The sequence below is a fragment of the Allobosea sp. Leaf344 genome (genome assembly GCF_001426225.1).
Lineage (GTDB): Bacteria > Pseudomonadota > Alphaproteobacteria > Rhizobiales > Beijerinckiaceae > Allobosea.
This window is the reverse complement of record NZ_LMRT01000009.1, coordinates 347,392-373,127: the sequence shown is the minus strand read 5'-3', so window position 1 is coordinate 373,127 and position 25,736 is coordinate 347,392. Positions and strand designations below refer to the sequence as shown.

Here is a 25,736-nt window from a genome sequence, read left to right as displayed (position 1 = left end):
GCCGACTGTCGCCGGCTGCGCCCAGTCGTTGAGAAGTCCCGCCGCGGCGAGGCGGAGGAACCGGCGGGGCCGGTGCCTCGCCCGGATGGCGACGATGCCCGCTCAGCGGACGAAGTTGCCGCCGAGCTCGTCGTCGATATGGACGCGGATGATCTCCTCGAAACTCGATTCCGCCTTGAAACCGAGCGCCGGGGCGCGGGTCGCCTCGAAATCGCGCGGCCAGCCCGCGACGATCCCGTCGATCACCGGATCGGGCACGCGCTTGATCCGGGCGACGACGCCCTCGCCGGCGACCTTGCGCAGCGCCTCGATCTGTTCGGCCACCGTGCAGGCGAGGCCGGGCATGGTCAGCGCCCGGCGCGGGCCGATCGCCGCGGTGTCCATGGTCGCGGCGTGGATCAGGAAGCCGACCGCCGAGCGCGGCGAGGCGTGCCAGTGCTTGACGGTCTCGGAGACCGGCAGCACCGCCTCGACGCCGTTGAGCGGCTCGCGGATGATGTTGGAGAAGAAGCCGGAGGCGGCCTTGTTCGGGGCGCCGGGGCGCACGCAGATCGTCGGCAGCCGGATGCCGACGCCATCGAAGAAGCCGCGGCGCGTATAGTCGCAGAGCAGCAATTCGCCGATCGCCTTCTGCGTGCCGTAGCTGGTCAGCGGCGTGGTGTGGAACTCATCGGCGATCTTGTCATGGAAGGGCGCGCCGAACACGGCGATCGAGGAGGTGAAGACGAGGCGCGGCTTGTAGCCGTCGCCGATCGCGCGGATCGCGTCGAAGAGATAGCGGGTGCCGTCGAGATTGATACGATAGCCCTTGTCGAAATCGGCCTCCGCCTCGCCGGAGACGATCGCGGCGAGATGGACGATCAGCTCCGGCCGGGAGGCGACGAGCTTCTCCGCCTCGCCCGGCACCGACATGTCGGAGACGACCGCCTCGAAGGCGAAGGGCGCGCCCTCTGGCTTCTCTGCGGCCACGACGTCCTGCGCCGTGATCTTGTCGACCGGCCGGCCGCCGAGCTGGCCGTCCCTGGCCAGGCGCTGGATGAATTTGCGGCCGACCATGCCGGCGCCGCCGAGGACGAGGATATGCATCGCGTATCTCCCTGGTGTTCTTCTCGTGCTCAGAGAGCGAAGCCGCCATCGGCGAGGTGGATCTGGCCGGTGGTGTAGCTGGCCTCGTCCGAGGCGAGATAGACGGCGAGCCAGGCAATCTCCTCCGCCGTGCCGAGCCGGCCCATCGGCTGCCGGTCGATGAAGGCCTGGCGGGCGGCCGCCTCGGAGGTCTTGCTGGCGGCGGCGAGGTCCTTGATGCGCTGGTCGAGCGAGGGGGACTGGATGGTGCCGGGGCAGATGGCGTTGGCGCGCACCCCCCGCTTGATGAAATCGGCGGCCACGGCCTTGGTCAACCCGATGACGGCGGCCTTCGTCGCACCATAGACATAGCGGTTGGGAATGCCGCGGACCGAGCCCGCTCCCGACGCGATATTGACGATCGAGCCGCCGCCCTTGGCCAGCATGGCGGGCAGGAAGGCCTTGATCGTACGGTGCATCGACTTGACGTTGAGATCGAAGGAGAACTCCCAGGCCTTGTCGTCGCACTCCAGCACCGTGCCGTGATGCACATAGCCGGCGGCGTTGACCAGGATGTCGATCGGCCCGACCTTCTCGGCGAAGGCCTCGACCGCGCGGCTGGACAACACGTCGAGCTTGCGCTTCTTCGCCTTGGGGATGCCGTCGAGCAGGGCGACGTCCTTATCCGTCGCATAGACCGTCGCGCCCTCGGCCACGAAGGCTTCGGCAATGGCCCGGCCGATGCCCTGGCCCGCGGCCGTCACCACCGCGACCTTGCCCTTCAAACGTCCCGCCATCGTCGTTCTTCCCTTGGTTCAGCCGGCTTTGCCGAGTGCTTTGCGCATATGGACCAGCCGCCGGTCGGCCCGGTCCTCGTGATGGGTGATGCCGTAGCCGAGATGCTCGTACCAGCCGATGCGCTGGGTGAGCCTGCTATTGGTGTAGAGCGTGACGGCGTCGTAGCCGAGCGCCGCTCCGCGCTCCTCGGCGAAGCGCATCAGGGCGGTGCCGAGCCGGCGGCCGCCCGCCTCCGGCGCGACCGCGATGCTCCAGACCTGGAAGATCGCCGGCTCGATCTCGAGCACGAGGGCCGCCTCCAGCCCCGCCGGACCATCGACCAGCCAGACCTCGTGCTCGGCGACGATCTCCGCGTAATCGGCGATGCGGGGCAGAGAGGGGACGCCGATGATGCCCTCATTGGGGGTATAGGCCGCGTTCTTCAGCGCCAGAATCGCCGGGATATCGGCCATCGAGGCGCGGCGCAGCTTCATCTGGCCGGCGCTGGCGACAGGCTGGTTGAACGAGGCGAGCGCCTGTTTCTGGCGCCCTTCCGCGTCGAAATTCTCCGGTGCCAGCCAGCGCTTAAAGCCACGGGCGCGCACCGGCCATTCGTGATCGAGGATCGAAAACCAGGCGGTGTCGCGGTTTTGGCCCTTCACCACCATGTGCTGGCGGAACAGCCCCTCATATTGGAAGCCGAAGCGCAGCGCCGCCCGTTTCGAGGGCTCGTTGAGGTCGTTGCATTTCCATTCGAAGCGGCGATAGCCGAGCGAGAAGCCGTATTCACCACAGAGATAGATCGCCTCGGTCGCCGCCCGTGTGCGCTGCAGAGCGGGGGAATAGGTGATGTAGCCGACCTCGAAGACGCCGTGCTCGGGCCGGATCTCCATCAGCCAGAGATGGCCCTTGGCCTTGCCGTCGGCGAGGTCGACCACCGCATAGGGCACGATCCCCGGCTTGGCCTGCATCATCGCCAGCAGCGCGCCATAGGCCTCCCGGCTCTGCGGCGGATCGGCCGGCATCCATTGCCAGATCCGGTCATGGCCCTGGTTCGCGGCCCAGATATCGTCGAGATGGCGGGCCGGATCGATCGGCTCCAGCCGGCAATAGCGCCCCTCCAGCGTCCTGGCGGGCGGGAAGGGCGGGGGCTGCCAGCCGGGGGCGAGGCTGTTTACGGGCAGGCTCATGCTCCGGGCTCCCGCCAGCTCGCGAGATCGGTCTCGACGGTCCAGCCCGGGCCGAGCTCCGCCTTAACGGCCTCGGCGATGGCGGCACCCTCGGCCTCCCAGGCGAGCTGCTGAACGGCGTCGGGAAAGCGCGAGCGCGCCTCGTCATCCTCGTCGTAGATGGCGTCGAACTGGTCCATCCAGGCCTCCAGCCGGTCGGCCAGCTCCTCGGAGAGCGCGACGTCCTCGGCCTCGACGGGTTTGCGCCGCCCCTTCGCGTCGAGCAGCCAGAGGCCGCTGCGGCCCAGCCAGGCGGGCGCGATCAGCAGGGTCCCGCTCATGAGCGCGCCTTCAGATCGTCGCCGAAAAAGGGGTTCAGCGGAGACGACGCGCCATTGGCGGCAAAGCCGGCAAAGCTGCCCTCATCCCGGATCAGCCGCGTCGCTTCGATGAAAGCGGCCCAGGCCGCCCGCGCCAGCGCGCCGCCGATCGAGATGCGACGCGTGCCGAGCGCGGCGATATCGACGACGCGCAGGCCGAAATCGCCATAGACGAGGGTGTTGACCGGCTTGCCGTCCGCAGCCGCGACGATGGTCGCGATGTCGTCGCTGGTCTTGGGGCCGGGAGCGTAGAGCACATCGGCCCCCGCCTGCGCATAGGCGGCGATGCGGCGCACGCTTTCGGCGAGCGGGTCGGGGTGGCCGGTGAGGAAGCATTCGGCCCGGGCCGTGAGCAGCACGCCGGAGCCGGTCTCGTCGATCGCGCGCCGCGCCGCCCTGACCCGCTGCACCGCGAGGTCGAAGGGGTAGAGCGGGTCTTCGCTGCGCCCGGTCGCATCCTCGATCGACAGCCCGGCGACGCCGGTGGCAACGCAGAGCTTCACATTGGCGGCGACGCCATCGGGCGTATCGGCGTAGCCATTCTCGAAATCGGCGTTGATCGGCACGTCCGGCACCGCATTCACCATCTCCGCGATATGGGCGAGCATCATGTCGCGCGGGACATCCTGGTCCGCCCGGCCCTGGGTGAAGGCGAAGCCGGCGCTGGTCGTGGCGAGCGCCTGAAAGCCCTGGCCGCGCAGCCAGCGTGCGGAGCCGATGTCCCAGGGGTTCGGCATCACGAAGCAGCCGGACTGGTGAAGCGCTCTGAACCGGTCGATCAGCTGCGGGGAGACCATATTAAATCGTTTCAAAACGGAGTGATCCTATCGGTGGCGCATAGTGTCGAGGCGCGTGGCTTTTGTCAGCCCGCTTTCTGCGCGCGTGTCGCCGGACCCCGTTGCGCCAGTGGAATGGCGGGGCGAGCTCCGCGCCCGGCCGCCTGCACTTGCCCCTCGCGCCGCGCTGGCTTAACCCCGAACCACCCATCCCCGATTGTCCCGCCGCATGACAGCCTCACTGACAGATCGTTACGCAGCTCTCGTCGAGGCTGGCGCCATCGAGCGCGATCCGGCGCAGGTCGCGGTGGTGAAGCGGCTGGCCGCGCTGGCGGAGAGGCTGGCGACGCGCCGGCTGGCGCGCAAGAGCAGCGCGCTCGGCTGGCTCTTCGGCGGCAAGTCCCGCAGTGTCGAGCCGATCAAGGGGCTCTACATCTGGGGCTCGGTCGGGCGCGGCAAGACCATGCTGATGGATCTGTTCTACGAGGCCGCGCCGCTGCCGCAGCGCCGCCGGGTGCATTTCCACGCCTTCATGGCCGATGTGCACGCCCGCATCCACGCCTATCGCCAGCGGCTGAAGAGCGGCGAGGTCAAGGATCCCGACCCGATCGGCCCCGTCGCGGCCGCGCTGGCGGAGGAGGCGCGGCTGCTCTGCTTCGACGAGTTCACGGTCACCGACATCGCCGATGCGATGATATTGGGCCGGCTGTTCACGGCGCTGTTCGATGCCGGTGTGGTCGTGGTCGCGACCTCGAATGTCGAGCCGTCGCGGCTCTATGAAGGCGGGCTGAACCGGGCGCTGTTCCTGCCCTTCATCGCGCTGCTGGGCGACAGGGTCGAGGTGGTGAAGCTGGAGGCGCGGACCGATTTCCGGCTGGAAAAGCTCGGCGGCGCGCCGGTCTATCATGTTCCCGCCGATGCGACGGCGCGCGCCGCGCTGGACCGCGCCTTCGCGCGGCTCAGCGGCACGGCGCGGGGGCAGGCGCTGGTGCTGCCGGTCCAGGGGCATGAGCTGCGCATCCCGCAGGCGGCCGGCGGCGTGGCGCGCGCCTCCTTCGCCGATCTCTGCGCCCATGCCTATGGCGCCTCGGATTATATCGCTCTGGCCCAGCGCTTCCATACGCTGGTGCTCGACGAGATCCCGGCGATGACGCAGGACCAGCGCAACGAGGCCAAGCGCTTCATCATCCTGATCGACACGCTCTACGAGCATCATGTGAAGCTCGTGGCCTCGGCCGCGGCCGAAGCGACCGGGCTCTATACGGCGGCCCAGGGTCGCGAGGCGTTCGAGTTCGACCGCACGGTCTCGCGGCTGATCGAGATGCGCTCGGACGATTATCTCGCTCTGCCGCATGGGCGCGCCGATTCCGCCGCGAGCGGGCAATCCTCCGGGTTGGTCGAGACATGAGCGGCGCCCGGCACGCCAGCCCGGCTTTCTATGCCCCGCGCAGGGCGGGACGGTGATCACGCCGATGCGCGAACCGAGCGAGACCCGCATCCTCTCGGTCGCCAGCGAGCATCTGCGCCAGCACGGGCTGCGGCGCTTCACGGTCGTGGCCGTCGCCGAAGAGGCGGGCATGACGCATGCCAATGTCTATCGCTATTTCCCCTCGCGCGCGGCGCTGGTCGATGCGGTGGTCGATGTCTGGCTGAAGGCGACGGAGCGCCGCCTCGCCGATATCGCGGACGGGCCGGACCCGGCCGACGACAAGCTGGAACGGCTGATCCTGGCGCTGGCGCGGGCGAACCGCGATCTTCTCGCGGAGGAGCCGCATCTCTTCGCCGCGCTGTCGCAGGCCGTCGCGAAACGTCATGCGATCAGCCGGCGCAACCGCACGCGGGTCAGGGCGCTGTTCGAGCGGGTGATCGACGAGGGGATCGCGTCGGGCGCCTTCGAGCCGCGCGACCGTGACCGCGCCATCGCCTTCGTCATCGACGCGACGCATCGCTTCATCCATCCCGCCGCGCTGGAGCTCGAGGCGGATGTTCCGCAAGCCTCGGTCGACGCCAGGCTGTCGACGCTGATCCGCGTCGCCCTGCGGGTGCTGGGCACCGGGATCGTCTAAAATAACTGCTACAAATTACAAATTTTGAAGATTGTCATTGCCGCTGTTTTGGTCATTGCCCGGTGCAGCGACCGTCTTCTGCTCCCCAACCCCTTGAAACCATTGACGCTACGGCCCCATCTGAAGCGGCGCCCGGGTCGCGAGGAGTTTATAAACCCTGTTTCATGCAGGGTTGCGGCAAAAGGGCGGTTTGGGCCAAAGAAACCCACGGTTTTGGCCGGGGAACCGGCTTTCGCGCAGCGCCAGGACGAAGGACTCAGCAATGGCCCGCAAGAAGATTGCCCTCATCGGCGCCGGTCAGATCGGCGGCACGCTCGCCCATCTCGCCGGCCTCAAGGAACTCGGCGACGTCGTGCTGTTCGACATCGCCGAGGGCATCCCGCAGGGCAAGGGCCTCGACATCGCGGAATCCTCGCCGGTGGACGGCTTCGACGCCGGCTACAAGGGCACCAATTCCTACGAGGACATCAAGGGCGCGGACGTCATCATCGTCACCGCCGGCGTGCCGCGCAAGCCGGGCATGAGCCGCGACGACCTGATCGGCATCAATCTCAAGGTCATGAAGGCGGTCGGCGAGGGCATCCGGCAATATGCCCCCAAGGCCTTCGTGATCTGCATCACCAACCCGCTCGACGCGATGGTCTGGGCGCTTCAGAAATTCTCCGGGCTGAAGCCGAACATGATCTGCGGCATGGCGGGCGTGCTCGATTCCGCCCGCTTCCGTCACTTCCTCGCCGAGGAGTTCCAGGTCTCGGTCAAGGACGTCCAGGCCTTCGTGCTCGGCGGCCATGGCGACGACATGGTGCCGCTGGTCCGCTATTCCGGCGTCGCCGGCATTCCGCTGCCCGACCTCGTCAAGATGAAGTGGACGACGCAGGAGCGGCTGGACGCGATCGTCGAGCGGACCCGCAAGGGCGGCGGCGAGATCGTCAACCTGCTGAAGACCGGCTCGGCCTTCTACGCGCCGGCGGCCTCCGCCATCGCGATGGCCGAGAGCTATCTCAAGGACCAGAAGCGCGTGCTGCCGGCCGCCGCGGCGCTGAAGGGCCAGTATGGCGTGCGTGACATGTTCGTCGGCGTGCCGGTGGTGATCGGCGCCAAGGGCGTCGAGCGCGTCGTCAAGATCCGGCTCAACAAGGCCGAGCAGGAGATGCTGTCGAAGTCGGTGGCTTCGGTGCAGACCCTGATCGACGCCTGCAAATCGATCGATTCGTCGCTGGCGTGACCTGCCGCGAATGGCGCATGGCGGGTGGCTGAAGCGGCCCGCCTGACACCCATTCGCCCTGCGCCAATCGCACTCGCTTCCGAAGGAAAGACACAGATGAACATTCACGAATATCAGGGCAAGGCGGTGCTCAAGGAGTTCGGTGCGCCGGTCTCCGCCGGGTTTCCGGCTCTGACCGTCGCCGAAGCCGTCGAGGCGGCCAAGAAGCTGCCCGGCCCGCTCTTCGTCGTGAAGTCGCAGATCCATGCGGGCGGGCGCGGCAAGGGCAAGTTCAAGGAGCTCGGCCCCGACGCCAAGGGCGGCGTCCGCCTCGCCAAATCGGTCGAGGAGGTCGAGAGCCACGCCAAGGAGATGCTCGGCAACACGCTGGTGACGGCGCAGACCGGCGAGGCCGGCAAGCAGGTCAACCGGCTCTATATCGAGGACGGCTCCGACATCGCCAAGGAGTTCTACCTGTCGGCGCTGGTCGACCGCGAGACCTCCCGCGTCGCTTTCGTGATCTCCACCGAAGGCGGCATGGACATCGAGGCCGTGGCGCATGACACGCCCGAGAAGATCGAGACCTTCTCGGTCGATCCCGCCACCGGGATCATGCCGCATCACGGCCGCGCCATGGCCCGCATCCTCGGGCTCTCGGGCGATCTCGCCAAGCAGGCCGGCACGGTGCTGACCCAGATCTACAACGCGTTCATGGCCAAGGACATGGACATGCTGGAGATCAACCCGCTGATCGTGACGACGCAGGGGCAGATCAAGTGCCTCGACGCCAAGATCTCCTTCGACTCCAACGCGCTCTACCGCCACCCGGAGATCGTCGCGCTGCGCGACACCACCGAGGAGGACGAGAAGGAGATCGAGGCGTCGAAATACGACCTCGCCTATATCGCGCTCGACGGCACGATCGGCTGCATGGTCAACGGCGCCGGCCTCGCCATGGCGACGCTCGACATCATCCAGCTCTACGGGGAATCGCCCGCCAACTTCCTCGATGTCGGCGGCGGCGCCAGCGAAGAGAAGGTGACGGCGGCGTTCAAGATCATCACCGCCGATCCGAAGGTGAAGGGCATCCTGGTCAACATCTTCGGCGGCATCATGAAGTGCGACGTCATCGCGCGCGGCGTGATCGCGGCGGTCAAGGCGGTCGGCCTGCAGGTCCCGCTGGTGGTGCGCCTGGAAGGCACCAACGTCCAGGAAGGCAAGGACATCATCTCGTCCTCCGGCCTCAACGTCATTCCGGCCGATGATCTCGACGATGCCGCGCAGAAGATCGTCGCCGCGATCAAGAAGGCCTGAGGAGCAACCATGTCCATCCTGATCGACAAGAACACCAAGGTCATCTGCCAGGGCTTCACCGGCAAGAACGGGACCTTCCACTCCGAGCAGGCCATCGCCTATGGCACGCAGATGGTCGGCGGCACTTCGCCAGGGAAGGGCGGCTCGCTCCATCTCGGCCTGCCGGTCTTCGACAGCGTGCACGAGGCCAAGCAGAAGACCGGCGCCACGGCCTCCGTCGTCTATGTCCCGCCCCCGGGCGCGGCCGATGCGATCTGCGAGGCGATCGACGCGGAGATCCCGCTGATCATCTGCATCACCGAAGGCATTCCGGTGCTCGACATGGTCAAGGTCAAGCGCTCGCTGATCGGCTCGAAGTCGCGGCTGATCGGGCCGAACTGCCCGGGCGTCGTCACGGCCGGCGAAAGCAAGATCGGCATCATGCCCGCCAACATCTTCAAGCCGGGCTCGGTCGGCATCGTCTCGCGCTCCGGCACGCTGACCTATGAGGCGGTGTTCCAGACAACGCGCGAGGGGCTGGGCCAGACCACGGCGGTCGGCATCGGCGGCGACCCGGTGAAGGGTACGGAATTCATCGACATGCTCGAGATGTTCCTGGCCGACGACAAGACCGAGTCGATCGTGATGATCGGCGAGATCGGCGGCTCGGCCGAGGAGGATGCGGCGCAGTTCATCAAGGACGAGGCCAAGCGCGGCCGCAAGAAGCCGATGGTCGGCTTCATCGCCGGCCGCACGGCGCCTCCGGGCCGCCGCATGGGCCATGCGGGCGCGATCATCTCGGGCGGCAAGGGCGGCGCCGAGGACAAGATCGCGGCGATGGAAGCGGCCGGGATCCGGGTCTCGCCCTCGCCGGCGCGCCTTGGAAAGACCTTGGTCGAGGTGTTGAAGGGCTGAGATTCCAGCCCCTCCCGCCTCGCGGGAGGATTGGCGACGGGGCGGCGGCGCCTGGCTCACCGGGCGGGTCGCCCCCATTCCTGCCCCTCCCCTCGGGGAAGGGTCAGGTCGCGGTTCCGATACGAAGCATTCTGAAAGGCAAAGGCACCATGGCTCGCCAGGATATCAACGAGGCTCTCGCGCAGACGGGTTTCCTCTATGGCGGCAACGCGGCCTATATCGAGGATCTCTATGCCCGCTACCAGGCCGATCCGAAATCGGTCGACGAGCAGTGGCAGGGCTTCTTCGCCGGGCTGAAGGACGAGGGCTCCGCCATCGTCCAGAACGCCAAGGGCGCCTCCTGGAAGAAGCCGAACTGGCCGATCACCGCCAATGGCGAGCTGATCTCGGCGCTCGACGGCAATTGGGCCGTGGTCGAGAAGATCGTCAGCGACAAGCTCTCGGGCAAGGCCAAATCGGCCGGGGCGGCGCTGAGCGCATCGGATGTCCAGCAGGCGACGCGGGATTCCGTGCGGGCGCTGATGCTGATCCGCGCCTATCGCATGCGCGGCCATCTCCACGCCAAGCTCGATCCGCTCGGCATCGAGACGGTGAAGGATCCGGAGGAGCTCTCCCCCGCCGCCTTCGGCTTCAGCGACGGCGACCTCGACCGCAAGATCTTCATCGACAACGTGCTCGGCATGGAATTCGCCACCGTGCGCGAGATGGTCACCGTGCTGCAGCGGACCTATTGCAACACGATCGGCATCGAGTTCATGCATATCTCCGATCCGGAGCAGAAGGCCTGGCTGCAGGAGCGGATCGAAGGCCCGGACAAGGAGATCGCCTTCACCCGCGAGGGCAAGCGCGCCATCCTGAACAAGCTGGTCGAGGCCGAGGGCTTCGAGAAGTTCATCGACCTGAAATACACCGGGACGAAGCGCTTCGGGCTCGATGGCGGCGAGGCGCTGATCCCGGCGCTGGAGCAGATCATCAAGCGCGGCGGCGCGCTCGGCGTGCGCGACATCGTCTTCGGCATGGCCCATCGCGGCCGCCTCAACGTGCTGACCCAGGTGCTGGGCAAGCCGCACCGGGCGCTGTTCCACGAGTTCAAGGGCGGCTCCTTCGCCCCCGACGACGTCGAGGGTTCGGGCGATGTGAAGTACCATCTCGGCGCCTCCTCCGACCGCGAATTCGACGGCAACAACGTCCATATCTCGCTGACCGCCAACCCCTCGCATCTCGAGATCGTCGACCCCGTGGTGCTCGGCAAGGTCCGCGCCAAGCAGGACCAGTTCGGCGACATCGTCGAGCGCTCCAAGGTGCTGCCGCTGCTGCTGCACGGCGATGCCGCCTTCGCCGGCCAGGGCGTGGTGGCGGAATGCCTCGGCCTGTCCGGGCTGAAGGGCCACCGCACCGGCGGCTCGATCCACTTCATCATCAACAACCAGATCGGCTTCACCACCTATCCGCGCTATTCGCGCTCCTCGCCCTATCCGTCCGACGTGGCGAAGATGGTCGAGGCGCCGGTCTTCCACGTGAATGGCGACGATCCGGAGGCGGTGGTCTTCGCGGCCAAGGTGGCGATCGAGTTCCGGCAGAAATTCCACAAGCCGGTGGTGGTCGACATGTTCTGCTATCGCCGCTTCGGCCATAACGAAGGCGACGAGCCGGGCTTCACCCAGCCGCTGATGTACCGCAAGATCCGCGGCCACAAGACGACGCTGGAGCTCTACACCGCCAAGCTCGAGGCCGAGGGCGTGATCCAGCCGGGCGAGGTCGAGGAGATCCGCGCGGCCTGGAAGGCGAAGCTCGAGGTCGAGTTCGACGCGGGCCAGACCTTCAAGCCGAACAAGGCCGATTGGCTGGACGGGCGCTGGGCCGGGATGAAGGCGATCCGGGCCGACGAGGACGATCCGCGCCGCGGCGCCACCGGCGTCCCGGCCGAGGTGCTGAAGGACATCACCGACAAGATCACCACCGTGCCGGCCGGCTTCAACGTCCACCGCACCATCCAGCGTTTCCTCGACAATCGCCGCAAGGCGGTCGAGACCGGGCAGGGCATCGATTGGGCGACCGCCGAGGCGCTGGCCTTCGGCTCGCTGCTGCTCGACGGCAATCCGGTGCGCCTCTCCGGCCAGGATTGCGAGCGCGGCACCTTCTCGCAGCGCCATTCCGTGCTGATCGACCAGGAGACGGAAGCCCGCCACACCTCGCTGAACCATATCCGCGACGGCCAGGCGCGCTACGAGGTCATCAACTCGATGCTCTCGGAAGAGGCGGTGCTCGGCTTCGAATACGGCTATTCGCTGTCGGAGCCGAACGCCCTGACCTGCTGGGAGGCGCAGTTCGGCGATTTCGCCAATGGCGCCCAGGTCGTGTTCGACCAGTTCATCTCGTCGGGCGAGCGCAAATGGCTGCGCATGTCGGGCCTGGTCTGCCTGCTGCCGCATGGCTATGAGGGGCAGGGGCCGGAGCATTCCTCGGCGCGGCTCGAGCGCTTCCTGCAGATGTGCGCGGAAGACAATATGCAGGTCGCCAATTGCTCGACGCCGGCCAGCTATTTCCACATTCTGCGCCGGCAGCTGAAGCGCGATTTCCGCAAGCCGCTGATCCTGATGACACCGAAATCGCTGCTGCGCCACAAGCGCTGCGTCTCGACGCTGGAGGAGCTGGCGGAGGGCTCGACCTTCCACCGCGTGCTGCATGACGATGCCGAGCGCGGCGCGTCCGAGACGAAGCTGGTGAAGGACGGCAAGATCCGCCGGGTCGTGCTCTGCTCCGGCAAGGTTTATTTCGACCTGCTGGAGGAGCGCGAGAAGCGCGGCATCGACGATGTCTATCTCATGCGCGTCGAGCAGCTCTACCCGTTCCCGCTGAAGTCGCTGGCGCAGGAGCTGTCCCGCTTCAAGGCCGCCGACGTGGTCTGGTGCCAGGAGGAGCCGAAGAACATGGGCTCCTGGACCTTCGTCGAGCCCTATCTCGAATGGGTGCTCGGCCATGCCGGATCCAAGGTCAAGCGGGCGCGCTATGTCGGGCGCCCGGCCTCGGCCGCGACCGCGACCGGCCTGATGTCCAAGCACCTCGCCCAGCTCAACGCGTTCCTGGACGAAGCCTTCGCAGCCTGACCAGACGCCACACACGACCCGCATCAGAAGAGGCCTGACAATGGCGACCGAAATCCGCGTACCCACTCTCGGCGAATCCGTCTCCGAGGCGACGATCGGCAAATGGTTCAAGAAGCCCGGCGACGCGGTGAAGGCCGACGAGCCGCTGGTCGAACTGGAAACCGACAAGGTGACGCTCGAGGTCAACGCGCCGGCCTCCGGCGTGCTCGGCGAGATCGTCGCCAAGGAAGGCGAGACGGTCGGGGTCTCGGCCCTGCTCGGCATGATCTCGGCCGGTTCGGGCGCCGCCGCGGCGCCGACGGCGAAGACCGAGGACAAGGCCGTGGCCCAGGCCTCCGGCCAGGCGGGGGCGGAGAGCTCGGCCGCGGCGCAGAAGCAGGCGGGCGAGGTCGCCGGCGACAGCCAGATCAGGCCCGCCGGCAAGGCCGCCGATTCCGGCCCGGCCGTGAGCCGGCTGGCCGCCGAGAGCGGTGTCGACCCCGCCAGCGTCAGCGCCTCGGGCAAGGATGGCCGCGTCACCAAGGGCGACATGCTGGCGGCGATCGCGACCGGCGGCGCGGCGGCTCCGGCTCCGGCTGCGGCCGCGCCGGTGCAGATGCGCGCGCCCTCGGCGCCGGACGATGCGTCCCGCGAGGAGCGGGTCAAGATGACCAAGCTGCGCCAGACCATCGCGCGCCGGCTGAAGGAGGCCCAGGCGACGGCCGCGATGCTGACCACCTTCAACGAGGTGGACATGTCGGCGGTGATGAACCTGCGCAACCAGTACAAGGACGTGTTCGAGAAGAAGCACGGCGTGAAGCTCGGCTTCATGGGCTTCTTCGTGAAGGCCTGCGTGCAGGCGCTCAAGGAGATCCCCTCGGTCAATGCCGAGATCGACGGCACCGACATCGTCTACAAGAACTACTACCATGTCGCCGTCGCCGTCGGCACCGACAAGGGGCTGGTGGTGCCGGTCGTGCGCGATGCCGACCAGCTGTCGATCGCCGGCGTCGAGAAGGCGATCGGCGTGCTCGGCAAGAAGGCCCGCGACGGCTCGCTCAAGATCGAGGACATGCAGGGCGGCACCTTCACCATCTCGAATGGCGGCGTCTACGGTTCGCTGATGTCGACGCCGATCCTGAACGCGCCGCAATCGGCCATTCTGGGCATGCACAAGATCCAGGAGCGGCCGATGGTGGTCGGCGGCCAGATCGTGGTGCGCCCGATGATGTATCTCGCGGTCAGCTACGACCATCGCATCATCGACGGCAAGGAGGCGGTGACCTTCCTCGTCCGCATCAAGGAGGCGCTGGAGGATCCCGCGCGCCTCGTGCTGGATCTCTGATCGCGACGCTTTCCGGCCCGGGCCCGTCCCGGGCCTTCCACGCTACCCGTCCGGCGTCCCAGCTCGGGATGGCCGGGACGAGCCCGCGCTAAACGGGCGATTGAGAGGCTCTCGTCATGTCCTATGATCTCGTCGTCATCGGCACCGGCCCCGGCGGCTATGTCTGCGCCATCCGGGCCGCCCAGCTCGGCCTCAAGGTCGCGGTGGTGGAAAAGCGCAAGACCCATGGCGGGACCTGCCTGAATGTCGGCTGCATCCCGTCCAAGGCGCTGCTGCATGCTTCCGAAATGTTCGCCGAGGCGGCGCACACCTTCCCGAGCCTCGGCATCGCAGTGGGGACGCCGACGCTCGATCTCAAGCAGATGATGGCGCATAAGCAGGAAACCGTGGACGCCAACGTCAACGGCGTCGCCTTCCTGCTGAAGAAGAACAAGATCGAGGCCTTCCATGGCCTCGCCAGCATCCCGGCCGCCGGCAAGGTCGAGGTCAAGGCCGAGGACGGCACGGCCAAGACGCTGGAGACGAAGGCGATCGTCATCGCCACCGGCTCCGAGGCGACGGGGCTGCCGGGCGTGACCATCGACGAGCGGGTCGTCGTGACCTCCACCGGCGCGCTCGAGATCGGCGCGGTGCCGAAGGAGCTGCTGGTCGTCGGCGCCGGCGTCATCGGGCTGGAAATCGGCTCGGTCTGGGGCCGGCTCGGCGCCAAGGTCACGGTGGTCGAATATCTCGACCGCATCCTGCCCGGCATGGATGGCGAGGTCGCCAAGCAGTTCCAGCGCATCCTGGAGAAGCAGGGGTTCAGCTTCCATCTCGGCGCCAAGGTCACCAAGGTCGAAACCGGCGCCGGCGGCGCGAGCGTGACGGTGGAGCCGGCCGCGGGCGGCGAGGCGAAGACGCTGAACGCCGATATCGTGCTGGTCGCGATCGGGCGGCGGCCGAATACGGACGGGCTCGGCCTCGATCAGGCCGGGGTCGCCACCGAGCGCGGCCGTGTCGTCATCGACGAGCATTTCCGCACCAATGTCGCGGGCATCTACGCCATCGGCGACGTCGTGCGCGGCCCTATGCTGGCGCACAAGGCCGAGGATGAGGGCGTCGCGGTCGCCGAGATCATCGCCGGTAAGCACGGCCATGTGAATTACGACGCCATCCCCGGCATCGTCTACACGGCGCCGGAAGTCGCGGCGATCGGCAAGACCGAGGAGGAGCTGAAGGCGGCGGGCGTGGCCTATAAGGTCGGCAAGTTTCCCTTCACCGCCAATGGCCGGGCGCGGGCGATCCGCCACACCGACGGCTTCGTCAAGGTTCTGGCCGACGCCACCACCGACCGCGTGCTCGGCTGCCACATCATCGGCCCGCATGCCGGCGACCTCATCTCGGAGGTCGCGGTGCTGATCGAATTCGGCGGGTCGTCCGAGGATCTCGCCCGCACCTGCCACGGCCATCCGACGCTGTCGGAAGCGGTGAAGGAAGCGGCGATGGCGGTCGAGAAGCGGCAGATCCACATCTGACCGCCCGGCGCCTGCGGCCGCGCGCTCTGCGGCGGCGGCGCAGGGACTTTATCACTCCGGCTGCTTCGGCGGGTTGCGCCGGCGCGGCTTGCGGGCCGGGGCCGGAGCGGGCGGCTCGTCCGCCACCACCTCCAGCGCCGGTTCGGTGTCTTCGGCTGCCGGCGCGCTCGCCCCGATCGACACCGACCCCCTGTCGTCCTCGTCCCGGTCCGCGAGCTCCGGCGCGCTGGCGAAGCCATAGGCCGCCATCGGCTTCTCCCGCCCCTTGATCGCGATCTTGAGCGGCGTCGTGCCCCGGTAGAAGCGGCCGCTGGTGCGGATCGTCTCCTCGGAGACCACGACATCCGCCAGAACCCGCCGCGTCGCGGCCTCGAGCTGGCTCGCGATCATCACGGTCTCGCCGACGGTGATGTCGCGATGGCCCAGAATATCGTTCTCGACGGCGCCGATGATCGCCTTGCCGGTATGGACGCCGATGCCGATGCGCAGCGGCAGCGGCAATGCGGCGCCGAATTCGCGGTTCAGCGCCTCCACCGCGCGGATGATGTCGGCCGTCGCCGCGATCGCCGATTGCGCGGCGCGCGCCGCCGTTCCGTCCAGGCCGAAGACGGCCATGAAACCGTCGCCATAGAAGGCGTCGATCCGCCCGCCATGCGAGGAGACCGCCTGCGCCATCTCGTCGAAGAAGCGGTTCAGCAGGTCGAGCAGCTCCTGCGGCAGCTGCCGCTCGGAGAGCGCAGAGAAGGCGCGGAGATCGCCGATCACCACGGTGAGGCTGCGCTTGCCGGCGCGCCCTTCCGGCTCCGCCTCCCTCACCGCCGAGCTGGTCAGGCGCGAGGCCAGCAGGATCTGCACCTGGATGTCGTCGCGCGGCCTGATCTGGCAGGCGAGACGCACCTTGTCGGGCGCTGCGATCCGGCGCAGCAGGCGGGCCTCGGGGCCGTTGGGCGCCGGCAGCCTGTCGCCACCGTCCACGACCAGCACGCGGCAGGTGGCGCAGCGCGCCCTGCCGCCGCAGAGGGCGGCATGGGGAATGCCGAAGCGGCGGAACAGCTCCAGCACCGTCGGCCCCGGCGTCACCTTGCGCACGCCATGGCCGACGAAGCGCACGGCGATGGAGCGCGAGGTGCGCACGCGGATCTCGCGCAGCGCGACGAAGCCGATGAAGAAGGCGACCATGCCGAAGAAGGAGGCCTTCGCCCAGAAGACGTTCTGGTTGAACATCGCGATCTGCGCGCTGCTGTAGCTCTCCGGCGGCAGATTGAGCCTGGCCGCCTCGCGCCCCGCGACCGCGAAGCCGATCAGCGCGAGGATCGGGATCAGGATCGCGGCCAGCAGGAACGGGTCGCGCCAGCGCAGATAGGTCTCGCGGGTGCGCAGCGAGAAATGCAGCCCGATGATGCCATGCACCCAGACCAGGATCAGCAGGAGGGTCTGCGAGGTCGCGAGCCCGGGCCAGAGCCGGCGCACCACCGCCTGGTAGCTCTCGTCCTGGGCGAAGAAGCTCGCCATCACGCGGGTGCCGACGATATGGTCGACGAGGAAGACCGGGATCAGCACGCCCAGCCCGATCTGCAGCATTTCCCGCACCGGCATGCGGAAGGTCCGGCGCTGCGCCACGCGCACCATGGCGAAGAGCGGGTGGACGATCAGCGCGCCATAGAGGGCGATGGTGCCGATCCAGGATTGCCAGACCCAATGGCGCCAGCTCTGCACCGCCTCCATCGCCTCGATGCCGGCGATGCCGACGGCGTGGTTGAGAAAATGGGTGGTCGCGAAGGCGAGCAGGATCATGCCCGAGGCGAAGCGGAGGTCGCGGCTCCAGGAGGAGACCTGGTCCATTCCGCTGCCGAAGGGTGCGCTGCGTCCGGTCCCCGCCGGTTGCGACAGGCTCATGCCGAAACAGCCGCCATCAATGCACCTTCTCGTTTTCCAGCACGTGCCCGGCCAGGCGGTAGAGCCGGGCCGCGAGGTCGCGCGCGATCGCCATCCCGAAATCCGGGACGGTCTGCAGCAATTCGAGGAAGAGGTCCTTCGGCAGCAGCAGCGCCTCGACCTGGCTGGTCGCGCGGATGTCGCCGAGATAGGTCTGGCCGCTCAGCAGCGGCACGTCGCCGATGATGCTGCCGGATTGGAAGGCGAAGCCGCCGCCTTCCTCCTCCGCATCCGGGCGCAGCATCTCGACATCGCCGCGCAGGATCAGCAGCACGCCCTCCGGCTCCTCGCCGCGGGTGATGATCGTCGCGCCCGGTGCGAATTTCAGGCGCTCGCCCATCAGCGCCACCAGCTTCAGCCGCGGCCCCGGCAGGCTCCGGAACAGCGGCAGCTGGCCCAGGCAGGAAATATCCGTCTCCAGCGTCATGGTCGCGCCTCCATCTGCAGGCTCGCGCGGGCCGGGGGCGGCGGCGCTGCCTCCTCCTCCTCGCCCGGCCTCTCGTCGAGCTCCACCATGCCGATCGGTCCCTGGAAGATCACCTTCGGCACGATGCCGGCCGCGAGATTAGCATCGGACAGCAGAAGAAAAAGCGTCATACCCGCGCAGTGTTCCCGCAGCCGCGCGATCACGCCGGCGGGATCCTTCGCGGTGCCCAGCAGCGCGGTGATGTCGAGCACGGCGACCTGCGGGGATTTGATCAGAGCCTGGGCCAGCGGCACGGCGAGCTTGAGCCGCGCCGGCAGATAGCGGCCGCGCAGGCCGGTATCGGTGTTCAGGCCGATCCGGTAGAGCTCGTCCTCGAGCCCTTCGCGGGCGAGCGCCGAGCGGACGATGGCGGCGACCTTCTTGCCGGCGTCGGCGACGCCATAGCCGATGCGGCCGAACATCAGATTGTCGCGCAGGCTCGCCCCCGTCATCACCTCGTCGGGATCGTAGAAGGCGACATCCTCGCCCGCATCAGCCGGGAGATGCGCCTTGAAACTGGCCCGCGCCCGCAGGATCCGCGCCCGCAGCCTGTCGTCCAGCAGGTTCAGCCGGTGCTTGGGCTCGACATAGCCGAGCGCCAAAGCGACGAGGTCGCGCTCGACGTCGCGGTCCATCGGGCTGCGCATGTCGTGCTTGTCGAGGATCTCCGAGAGCTCGGACAGCCGCTCGAAATTGATGTCGGCGCCGAAGGAATAGCGCTCGAACAGGGCATGGCCCTGCGGCAGCCCGGCGAAGATCTCGACCACGGTCGCGACGATGCGCTGGCCGACCTGGAGCAGGGGCTCGACCAGCGATTCCGCGTTGAGGATCGCGTTGGCATAGGGCTCCAGCAGCAGGGTCTCGTTGGCGAAACGATCGCCCATGCGCGCGCCGAAGATCAGATTCTCGCAGACGGTGGCATTGTCGTTGTAGCGCTCGGGGTCGAAGGTCTCGATCAGCCCCTGCAGCTTGCTGCGGGCGAGTTCGGCCGCGACGGCGCGGCGCGCCTCGACGATCTGGCGCTTGGCGCTGTCGCGCAACGTCGCCACCACCTTGCCGTCCAGCCCGAGCTCATAGACGTCCTGGGAGCAGCCCAGCACGTCCAGCACCTGGCGGATATGCGCCTCGAGCGAGGCCGGGTCGCTCAGCCCCGCCCCCTCGTAATCGGTCCAGTCCGCCTCGAAGGCGAGCGGCGTATTGCCGGATCTGACCGCCTCGAGGAAGCGCCGGTGCTCCTGCGTGCTGAGCTTGCCGGCAGGCGCGGCCTTGGGGCGGCGCCGCTTGAGCGGCAGCAGGATGTTGTCGCGCAGCGAGCCGGCGATGATCTCGGCCTCGCTCCCGGCATAGCCGATCAGATGGCTCGCCCGCTCCACCGAGAGCCGCGAGAGATTATGCCCGTCGATGGTGATGCGGCCGGTATAGCTCATCGCCTGGCGGCCGAGGATGCGGCCCAGCACCTCGCGCGCGCCGCCGGGCGGGCCGATCAGCGCGACGACGCCCGGTCGGGTGAGGTGCAGCGTCAGGGGCGCGAGCAGAGGCTGGCCACGATTATCCAGCATCTGGACGCTGTCGAGGCGCAGCTCGCCCTGCTCGGGCAGGCGCTGGACGCCGTCGGCCTCGTCCAGCACCACCGTCTCCGGCGTGTTGAACTGGGTGATGACCTGTTCGTATTTGATGGTGACGTCGTTGCGCTGCTGATCCCAGTCGATCAGCTCCTTGATCGGCGGCGGCAGGTCGCGATAGGCGGCGATGACAGCGACCAGCTGGCCGATATCGAGCCGGCCCTGCAGCGCGAAGAAGCCGCCGACGGCGTAGAAGAAGAAGGGCGTGATCTGCGCCAGCAGGTTGTTGAGGAATTTGACCGCGAATTTCCGCTTGTAGAGCGCGTAGCGGATGTCGAAGAGCCGGCCGAGGCGCCCGGCGATGTCCGACTGCATGTAGATCGTGGCGCCATGCCCCTGGATCGTCGGCCCGGCATCGACGATCTCGCCGATGCGCCCGGCCAATTGGCGCGAGGCGAGCTGGCGCTCGCGGCCCAGACGCAGTTGCTCCTTGCGCAGGATGGGGATGATGATCGCCTGCATGATCACGATCACGAGAGCGATCGAGCCGAGCCACAGGCTCTGCATCAGGATGAAGGCGAGAGCTGTGAGCGCCTGGCTGAGCAGGAAGACCGGCTGGATGAAGGCGTCGCCGACGAAGCCGCCGATCGGCTCGACCTCGTCCTTGATCATGCTGGCGACTTCCGCCGGCTTGACCGCCCTGATGTCCTCGGGTCGGAAGCGCATGAGCTGGCTGAACAGATCATAGCGCATCCGCCGCAGCATGCGCTCGCCGAGAATGCCCTTGCGCACGTTGATGACGTATTTGAAGGCGCCGTTGATCAGCACCAGCACCAGGAAATACAGGCTCAGCCCGAGCAGAAGCCCGAGCTGGCCGACCTGGAAACCGCTGAAGAGCGTGTAATCGAGCCCGCCCAGCCAATCCGGCAGGCGCAGATGGAAATCGAGCAGGGTCGCGGTCGACTGGCCGTTCTTGAAGGCGCCACCCTGGATGGCGTCGTTGACGATGCGCTTGGGCACGTCGAAGGACGCCCAGTAGAAGGGGATCGAGGCGAGGATGATCAGCAGGACGGCGATCTGTTCGCCGCGGCTCTTCTGCCAGACATAACGGAAGAGATGGGGCTCCAAGGGCGATCCTGTCCGGCTGCGCCACCATCGGGGACGGGGCGCTTGCCGGCTATATGTGTGTCAGCTTCGGCTGCAGCGCAATCCGGCCCTCGCTTGCCCGGCTCCCCGGCCCATGGTTCGATTGCACGAGCCGGAGGAACCGATGCCGTTATTCGCAAGCCATCTCGTCGTGACGACCCTCGCCGCGCTGCTCGTCCTGCCGGCTCTGTCTGGCGCAGGCGCGACGACCGGCGCGGCCGATCTCGTGCTGCGGGATGATTTCGAGGCCGGCCGCTTCTCCCGCGAAGGCGGGCTCTACTACAAGGACAATGCCGAGCAGCGCGCCGGCCGCGTCGCCTTCGAGAAGCGCGGCGCCCATAGCGGGGAGGGCGTCCTCACCCTGACCCTGCGGCCTTTGTGCAAGCAGGGGCAGTCCGGCTGCAGCGAGCGCGCCGAGGTCTGGGAAAGCCCGCAGGTGCTCGCCCCCTACGACCGCACCGTCTGGTATGGCTTCGCCATGCGCCTGGACGCGCCGGTTCCCCAGGACGACAAGCGCTATGTGATGGCGCAGTGGAAGCGCGAGATCATCCCGGGCGCGGAGGGCGACTATTCGCCCTTCCTGGCGCTGCGGCTGTTTCGCGGCAAGCTCGGCGTCACCGTCGAGACCGACCGGGTGGAGAGCTACAGGATCGGCGGGAAGGAGCGCCCGCAAGGCTGCCTGCCCGGGGAGGCACGGGTGCTGGACCGGCCGAAGGCGCGGCAGACACGCGCGCTGGTCGCGGTCGAGGCGGGCAGCAGGGCCGAGGACTACCCGGATTACTTCAACGCCTGTGCGCCGGCGATCCGCGTGGTGCGCCATGGCGATCTGCCCAAGGCGGGGGATGGCTGGATCGACCTCGTCTTCCGCTCGAGCCCCGGCCCGCAGGGCGGCGGGCAGATCGAGGTCATGGCGGCGGGCATCCATGTCGCCACCGTCACCGGCAAGATCGGGCATCAGGGCCCCGGGCTCGACCAGAACCAGTATTTCAAATTCGGCCCCTACCGGGCGCCCGCGCCCGGGCAGTGGAGCGTCAGCTTCGATGATTTCCGCCGCGGGCCCAGCTGCGCCGACGTCATCAGGCTCGGCCGCTGCCCGCAGGAATGAGTGGCCAGTCGCCGGCTTGTCATAGATCATTGGCAGGTCGCGGCTTAAATCCTCTAATTGGCCGAGACTGCCGGAAACCTCGCGATCGGATGAGCGTTAGCCCCTGAGATGGACATCCTGCGGATCAGCGACCTTCGCATCGGCTTCACCGTCCATGGTTTGGCGCGGGAGGTCGTGAAAGGCGTCAGCCTGCGGGTCCTGGCCGGCAAGACCGTGGCGCTGGTCGGCGAATCCGGCTCCGGCAAATCGGTGATCTCCCAGGCGATCATGGGGCTGCTGCCGCGCAATGGCGGCGTGACCGGCGGCGAAATCCTGTTCCGCGACCCGGCGAGCCCGGAGGACTGGACCGATATCGCCAGGCTGCCGGCGGAAGGGCGCGAGATCCGGGCGCTGCGCGGCGGCCGGATCGGCATGATCTTCCAGGAGCCGATGTCCTCGCTCTCGCCGGTGCACACGATCGGCAACCAGATCGAGGAGGCGCTGCAGCTGCACCGGCCCGTGCCGCACAAGCAGGCGAGGGCGCAGATCGAGACGATGCTGGGCCGGGTCGGCTTCAAGGATCCGGTGCGCGCCTTCGGCTACTACCCGTTCGAACTGTCCGGCGGGCTGCGCCAGCGCGCGATGCTCGCCATGGCGCTGATCTGCCAGCCGGCGCTGCTGATCGCCGACGAGCCGACGACGGCGCTCGACGTGACCATCCAGGCGCAGGTGCTCGACCTGATGCGCGATCTCCAGGCCGAGATGGGCATGGCGATCCTGCTGATCACGCACGACCTCGGCGTCGTCGCCAACATGGCCGACGAGGTGGTGGTGATCTATCACGGCGAGATCACCGAGAGCGGCCCGGTCGAGGACATTTTCAGGCGGCCTCGCCACCCCTATCTCAAGGCGCTGCTCAAGGCCTCGCCGCATTTCGACATGGCCGAGGGCGAAAGGCTGGTGGCGCTGCGCGAGGCGCGGCCGCGCCCCGTGGTGGCGCCGCGCCAGGTCCTGCCCGATGCGGCGCCGCTGCTCAGCGTCCGCAATCTCAGCAAGGCCTATGTTACCGGCTCCCGCAAATTCTTCGGGAAGGGCACGCTCGCCGTGGTCCAGGCCGTAGACGATGTCGGCTTCGACATCCGCCGCGGCGAATGCCTGGGGCTGGTCGGCGAGAGCGGCTGCGGCAAGACCACCGTCAGCAAGATCATCATGCGGGCGGTCACGCCCGATAGCGGCGAGATCGTCTTCGACGACGGCGAGGAGCGCGTCGACATCACCGCGCTGGAGGGCGAGGCGCTGCGCCGCTTCCGGCCGCGGGTGCAGATGATCTTCCAGGATCCGGTCTCGTCGCTGTCGCCGCGGATGACGGTCCAGAACATCCTGCGCGAGCCGCTGGTCATCCATGAGCGCGGCAATGCGGCGGAGCAGAGCGAGCGGGTCCGCGCGCTGATGGAGGATGTCGGGCTCGATCCGCGCTTCCTGAACCGCTATCCGCATTCCTTCTCGGGCGGGCAGCGCCAGCGCATCGGCATCGCCCGCGCGCTCGCGCTCGATCCGGAGCTGATCATCTGCGACGAGCCGGTCTCGGCGCTGGACGTCTCGGTGCAGGCGCAGATCCTCAACCTGCTCAAGGACCTGCAGGCCGAGCGCGGCTTGACCTTCCTGTTCATCTCCCACAACCTCGCGGTGGTGAACTACATGGCCGACCGCATCGCCGTGATGGCCAATGGCCGGATCGTCGAGATCGCCCCGCGCCACGCGCTGTTTTCGAGGCCGGTGCATCCCTACACCCAGGCGTTGCTGAAATCGGTGCCCTTCGCCGATCTCGACCGGAAGCTCGACTTCAAGCTGGTGGCGCCCGGGGGCGCCTCGGATTCGCGGCATTGGCAGCCGGAATTCCGCGAGCAGCCCGGCGGGCCGGCGCTGGCCCATCAGCCGCTGGGGGATGGGCATTACGTGCTGGCGCAGAGCGGCGCCGATCTCAGGGAGCTGGCCTGATGAGGGACGGACTGACGCGCCGCCATCTGCTGAGGACGGGATCGGCCGCTTTGCTCGCGGGGGCCGCCTTGCCGCGCGGCGCGCAGGCGCAGGACCGGCCGGATTTCCTGATCGACAGCCCCTATTTCAAGGCCGATGTCGAGGCGGGTCGGCTGCCGCTCGTCGATATGCGCGTGCCGCTGCGCCCGCGCATCGTCACCGTCTCCGGCCCGGACCGCGAGCCCGGACGCCATGGCGGCACGTTGCGCATGCTGATGGGCGACCAGCGCGACATCCGGATGATGACGCTCTACGGCTATACCAGGCTCGTCGGCTACGACGCCAATCTCGACCTCGCGCCGGACGTGCTGGAAAAGGTCGAGGAGAGAGATGGCCGGATCTTCACGCTGACCCTGCGCGAAGGGCATCGCTGGTCCGATGGCGCGCCCTTCACCAGCGAGGATTTCCGCTATTGGTGGGAGGATGTCGCCAACAACCCGCGGCTCTCGCCGGGCGGGCCGCCGCAGGCGCTGCTCGCCGCGGGCAAGCCGCCGGTCTTCGAGGTGCTGTCGCCGACCGAGCTGCGCTATAGCTGGGCCGAGCCGAACCCGGTCTTCCTGCCGGCGCTGGCCGATGCGCAGCCGACCTATATCTGCATGCCCTCGGGCTATCTGCGCCAGTTCCATGAGCGCTATGCCGACAAGGTGACCCTGCAGGCCAGGGTCAAGACCGCCCGCGTCAAGGATTGGGGTTCGCTGCACGAGCGGATGTCGCGGATGTACCGGCCGGAGAACCCGGACCTGCCGACGCTCGACCCGTGGCGCAATACGACGCCGCTGCCGGCCGAACGCTTCACCTTCGTCCGCAACCCCTATTACCACCGCATCGACCAGCAGGGCCGGCAATTGCCCTATATCGACGAGGCGACGCTGACGATCGGCACCGCCTCGCTGATTCCGGCGAAGGCGGCGGCCGGGGAAAGCGATCTGCAGGCGCGCTATATCCGCTTCGACAACTACACCTTCCTGAAGGATGCCTCGCGGCGGATGAAATTCGAGGTGAAGCTGTGGAAGCGGGCCGAGGGGTCCTCCTTCGCGCTGATGCCGAATCTGAACGTCATCGACCCGGTCTGGCGCGCCCTGAACCGCGATGTCCGCTACAGGCGGGCCCTGTCGGTGGCGGTCAACCGCGAGGACATCAACAAGGTCATCTTCTTCGGCCTGGCCAAGACCAGCGGCAATACGGCGCTGCCGGAAAGCCCGCTCTATGATGCGACGCTGGCGCAGCTCTGGACGCAGCACGACAAGGATCTCGCCAACCGCCTGCTCGACGAGATCGGCCTGACGAAGCGCGACCGCGAGGGCGTGCGCCTGCTCGCGGATGGGCGCAGGCTGGAATTCACCGTCGAGACGGCGGGCGAGAGCACCGAGGAGACCGACATCCTCGACCTCGTGAAGCAGGATCTGATCGAGGTCGGGGTGAAGATCTATCCGCGCTCCACCCAGCGCGACGTGTTCCGCCGGCGGATCATGGCCGGGCAGACGATCATGTCGGCCTGGTCGGGCATGGACAACGCCCTGGTCTCCTCCGACATGGAGCCCAATGCGCTCGCCCCGACCTCCGGCTCGCAGTTCAACTGGCCGCGCTGGGGCCAGTTTCTCGAAACCGGCGGGCGCGAGGGCGAGGAGCCGGACATGCCGGGCGCCGAGGAGCTGGTCCGGCTCTACAAGGAGTGGCGCAGGAGCGAAACGCGGGAGCAGCGCCGGGCGATCTGGCGCCGCATGCTGACGATCAATGCCGAGCAGCTCTACACGATCGGACTGATCAACGGCACGCTGCAGCCGGTCGTGGTCGCGCAGACGCTGCGCAACGTCCCCGAGCGGGGCCTCTACAGCTTCGAGCCCGGCGCCTTCTTCGGCCGCTACATGCCGGATACGTTCTGGTTCGACACCGAACAGGCAAAGGTCTGAACCCGG

Annotated in this window: 19 protein-coding genes; 11 read left to right on the top strand and 8 right to left on the bottom strand. The window is 67.8% G+C overall.

Annotated features, from left to right (window positions below):
- Positions 1-102 precede the first annotated feature (102 nt).
- The 5 genes from denD to ASG72_RS07765 are packed head-to-tail and all read right to left on the bottom strand — an operon-like array spanning position 103 to position 4,188.
- Entirely contained in the window at positions 103-1,086 is a 984-nt protein-coding gene (denD, locus tag ASG72_RS07785; protein ID WP_056710752.1) for a D-erythronate dehydrogenase, read from the bottom strand.
- A gap of 29 nt (positions 1,087-1,115) precedes the next feature.
- Positions 1,116-1,862 (bottom strand): SDR family oxidoreductase, encoded by a 747-nt coding sequence (locus ASG72_RS07780; protein ID WP_056710751.1) that lies wholly within the window; start codon positions 1,860-1,862, stop codon positions 1,116-1,118.
- Positions 1,863-1,880: 18 nt separating this feature from the next.
- Positions 1,881-3,032 carry a GNAT family N-acetyltransferase gene (locus tag ASG72_RS20275; protein ID WP_082540178.1) on the bottom strand — a complete coding sequence of 384 codons (1,152 nt, stop codon included), beginning with the start codon at positions 3,030-3,032 and terminating at the stop codon, positions 1,881-1,883.
- Positions 3,029-3,352, bottom strand: coding sequence for a hypothetical protein (locus ASG72_RS07770; protein ID WP_056710749.1), 324 nt, complete (start codon positions 3,350-3,352; stop codon positions 3,029-3,031). Before ASG72_RS07770 ends, ASG72_RS20275 begins: the two co-directional genes overlap by 4 nt.
- Positions 3,349-4,188: an isocitrate lyase/phosphoenolpyruvate mutase family protein gene (locus tag ASG72_RS07765; protein WP_056710747.1), complete on the bottom strand. Its 840-nt coding sequence runs from the start codon at positions 4,186-4,188 to the stop codon at positions 3,349-3,351. The genes ASG72_RS07770 and ASG72_RS07765 overlap by 4 nt, the downstream gene beginning before the upstream one ends.
- A gap of 208 nt (positions 4,189-4,396) precedes the next feature.
- On the opposite strand from ASG72_RS07765, the gene zapE reads away from it, so the two are divergent.
- From zapE to lpdA, 8 genes are all read left to right on the top strand, one after another.
- Positions 4,397-5,575: a cell division protein ZapE gene (gene zapE, locus ASG72_RS07760; RefSeq protein ID WP_056710744.1), complete on the top strand. Its 1,179-nt coding sequence runs from the start codon at positions 4,397-4,399 to the stop codon at positions 5,573-5,575.
- A gap of 64 nt (positions 5,576-5,639) precedes the next feature.
- A complete protein-coding gene (locus ASG72_RS07755) occupies positions 5,640-6,233 on the top strand; it encodes a TetR/AcrR family transcriptional regulator (protein WP_056710742.1) in 594 nt (197 codons plus the stop codon).
- A gap of 262 nt (positions 6,234-6,495) precedes the next feature.
- Entirely contained in the window at positions 6,496-7,458 is a 963-nt protein-coding gene (mdh, locus tag ASG72_RS07750; RefSeq protein WP_056710740.1) for a malate dehydrogenase, read from the top strand.
- A 96-nt stretch (positions 7,459-7,554) separates the two neighbouring features.
- Positions 7,555-8,751, top strand: coding sequence for an ADP-forming succinate--CoA ligase subunit beta (sucC, locus tag ASG72_RS07745; RefSeq protein WP_056710739.1), 1,197 nt, complete (start codon positions 7,555-7,557; stop codon positions 8,749-8,751).
- A 9-nt stretch (positions 8,752-8,760) separates the two neighbouring features.
- A complete protein-coding gene (sucD, locus tag ASG72_RS07740) occupies positions 8,761-9,645 on the top strand; it encodes a succinate--CoA ligase subunit alpha (protein WP_056710737.1) in 885 nt (294 codons plus the stop codon).
- A gap of 149 nt (positions 9,646-9,794) precedes the next feature.
- The gene (locus ASG72_RS07735; protein WP_056710735.1) at positions 9,795-12,752 is read left to right on the top strand and encodes a 2-oxoglutarate dehydrogenase E1 component; all 2,958 of its coding nucleotides are present in this window, start codon (positions 9,795-9,797) and stop codon (positions 12,750-12,752) included.
- 40 nt (positions 12,753-12,792) lie between these two features.
- Entirely contained in the window at positions 12,793-14,076 is a 1,284-nt protein-coding gene (gene odhB / locus ASG72_RS07730; protein WP_056710732.1) for a 2-oxoglutarate dehydrogenase complex dihydrolipoyllysine-residue succinyltransferase, read from the top strand.
- A gap of 116 nt (positions 14,077-14,192) precedes the next feature.
- Positions 14,193-15,590, top strand: coding sequence for a dihydrolipoyl dehydrogenase (lpdA, locus tag ASG72_RS07725; protein WP_056710730.1), 1,398 nt, complete (start codon positions 14,193-14,195; stop codon positions 15,588-15,590).
- A 51-nt stretch (positions 15,591-15,641) separates the two neighbouring features.
- Here lpdA and ASG72_RS07720 read toward each other — a convergent pair whose 3' ends face one another.
- Genes ASG72_RS07720 through ASG72_RS07710 form a run of 3 tightly spaced genes read right to left on the bottom strand, consistent with a single transcriptional unit; the run spans position 15,642 to position 20,681 of the window.
- The gene (locus ASG72_RS07720) at positions 15,642-17,486 is read right to left on the bottom strand and encodes an adenylate/guanylate cyclase domain-containing protein (protein WP_156395848.1); all 1,845 of its coding nucleotides are present in this window, start codon (positions 17,484-17,486) and stop codon (positions 15,642-15,644) included.
- A 16-nt stretch (positions 17,487-17,502) separates the two neighbouring features.
- Positions 17,503-17,952 carry a cyclic nucleotide-binding domain-containing protein gene (locus ASG72_RS07715; RefSeq protein ID WP_056710726.1) on the bottom strand — a complete coding sequence of 150 codons (450 nt, stop codon included), beginning with the start codon at positions 17,950-17,952 and terminating at the stop codon, positions 17,503-17,505.
- Positions 17,949-20,681 (bottom strand): ABC transporter ATP-binding protein/permease, encoded by a 2,733-nt coding sequence (locus tag ASG72_RS07710; RefSeq protein WP_056710724.1) that lies wholly within the window; start codon positions 20,679-20,681, stop codon positions 17,949-17,951. The genes ASG72_RS07715 and ASG72_RS07710 overlap by 4 nt, the downstream gene beginning before the upstream one ends.
- 142 nt (positions 20,682-20,823) lie before the next feature.
- On the opposite strand from ASG72_RS07710, the gene ASG72_RS07705 reads away from it, so the two are divergent.
- From ASG72_RS07705 to ASG72_RS07695, 3 genes are all read left to right on the top strand, one after another.
- Positions 20,824-21,804 (top strand): heparin lyase I family protein, encoded by a 981-nt coding sequence (locus ASG72_RS07705; protein ID WP_056710722.1) that lies wholly within the window; start codon positions 20,824-20,826, stop codon positions 21,802-21,804.
- Between the two features lie 108 nt (positions 21,805-21,912).
- Positions 21,913-23,781, top strand: coding sequence for an ABC transporter ATP-binding protein (locus ASG72_RS07700; protein WP_056710721.1), 1,869 nt, complete (start codon positions 21,913-21,915; stop codon positions 23,779-23,781).
- Positions 23,781-25,730: an ABC transporter substrate-binding protein gene (locus ASG72_RS07695; RefSeq protein ID WP_056710720.1), complete on the top strand. Its 1,950-nt coding sequence runs from the start codon at positions 23,781-23,783 to the stop codon at positions 25,728-25,730. The genes ASG72_RS07700 and ASG72_RS07695 overlap by 1 nt, the downstream gene beginning before the upstream one ends.
- Positions 25,731-25,736 lie beyond the last annotated feature (6 nt).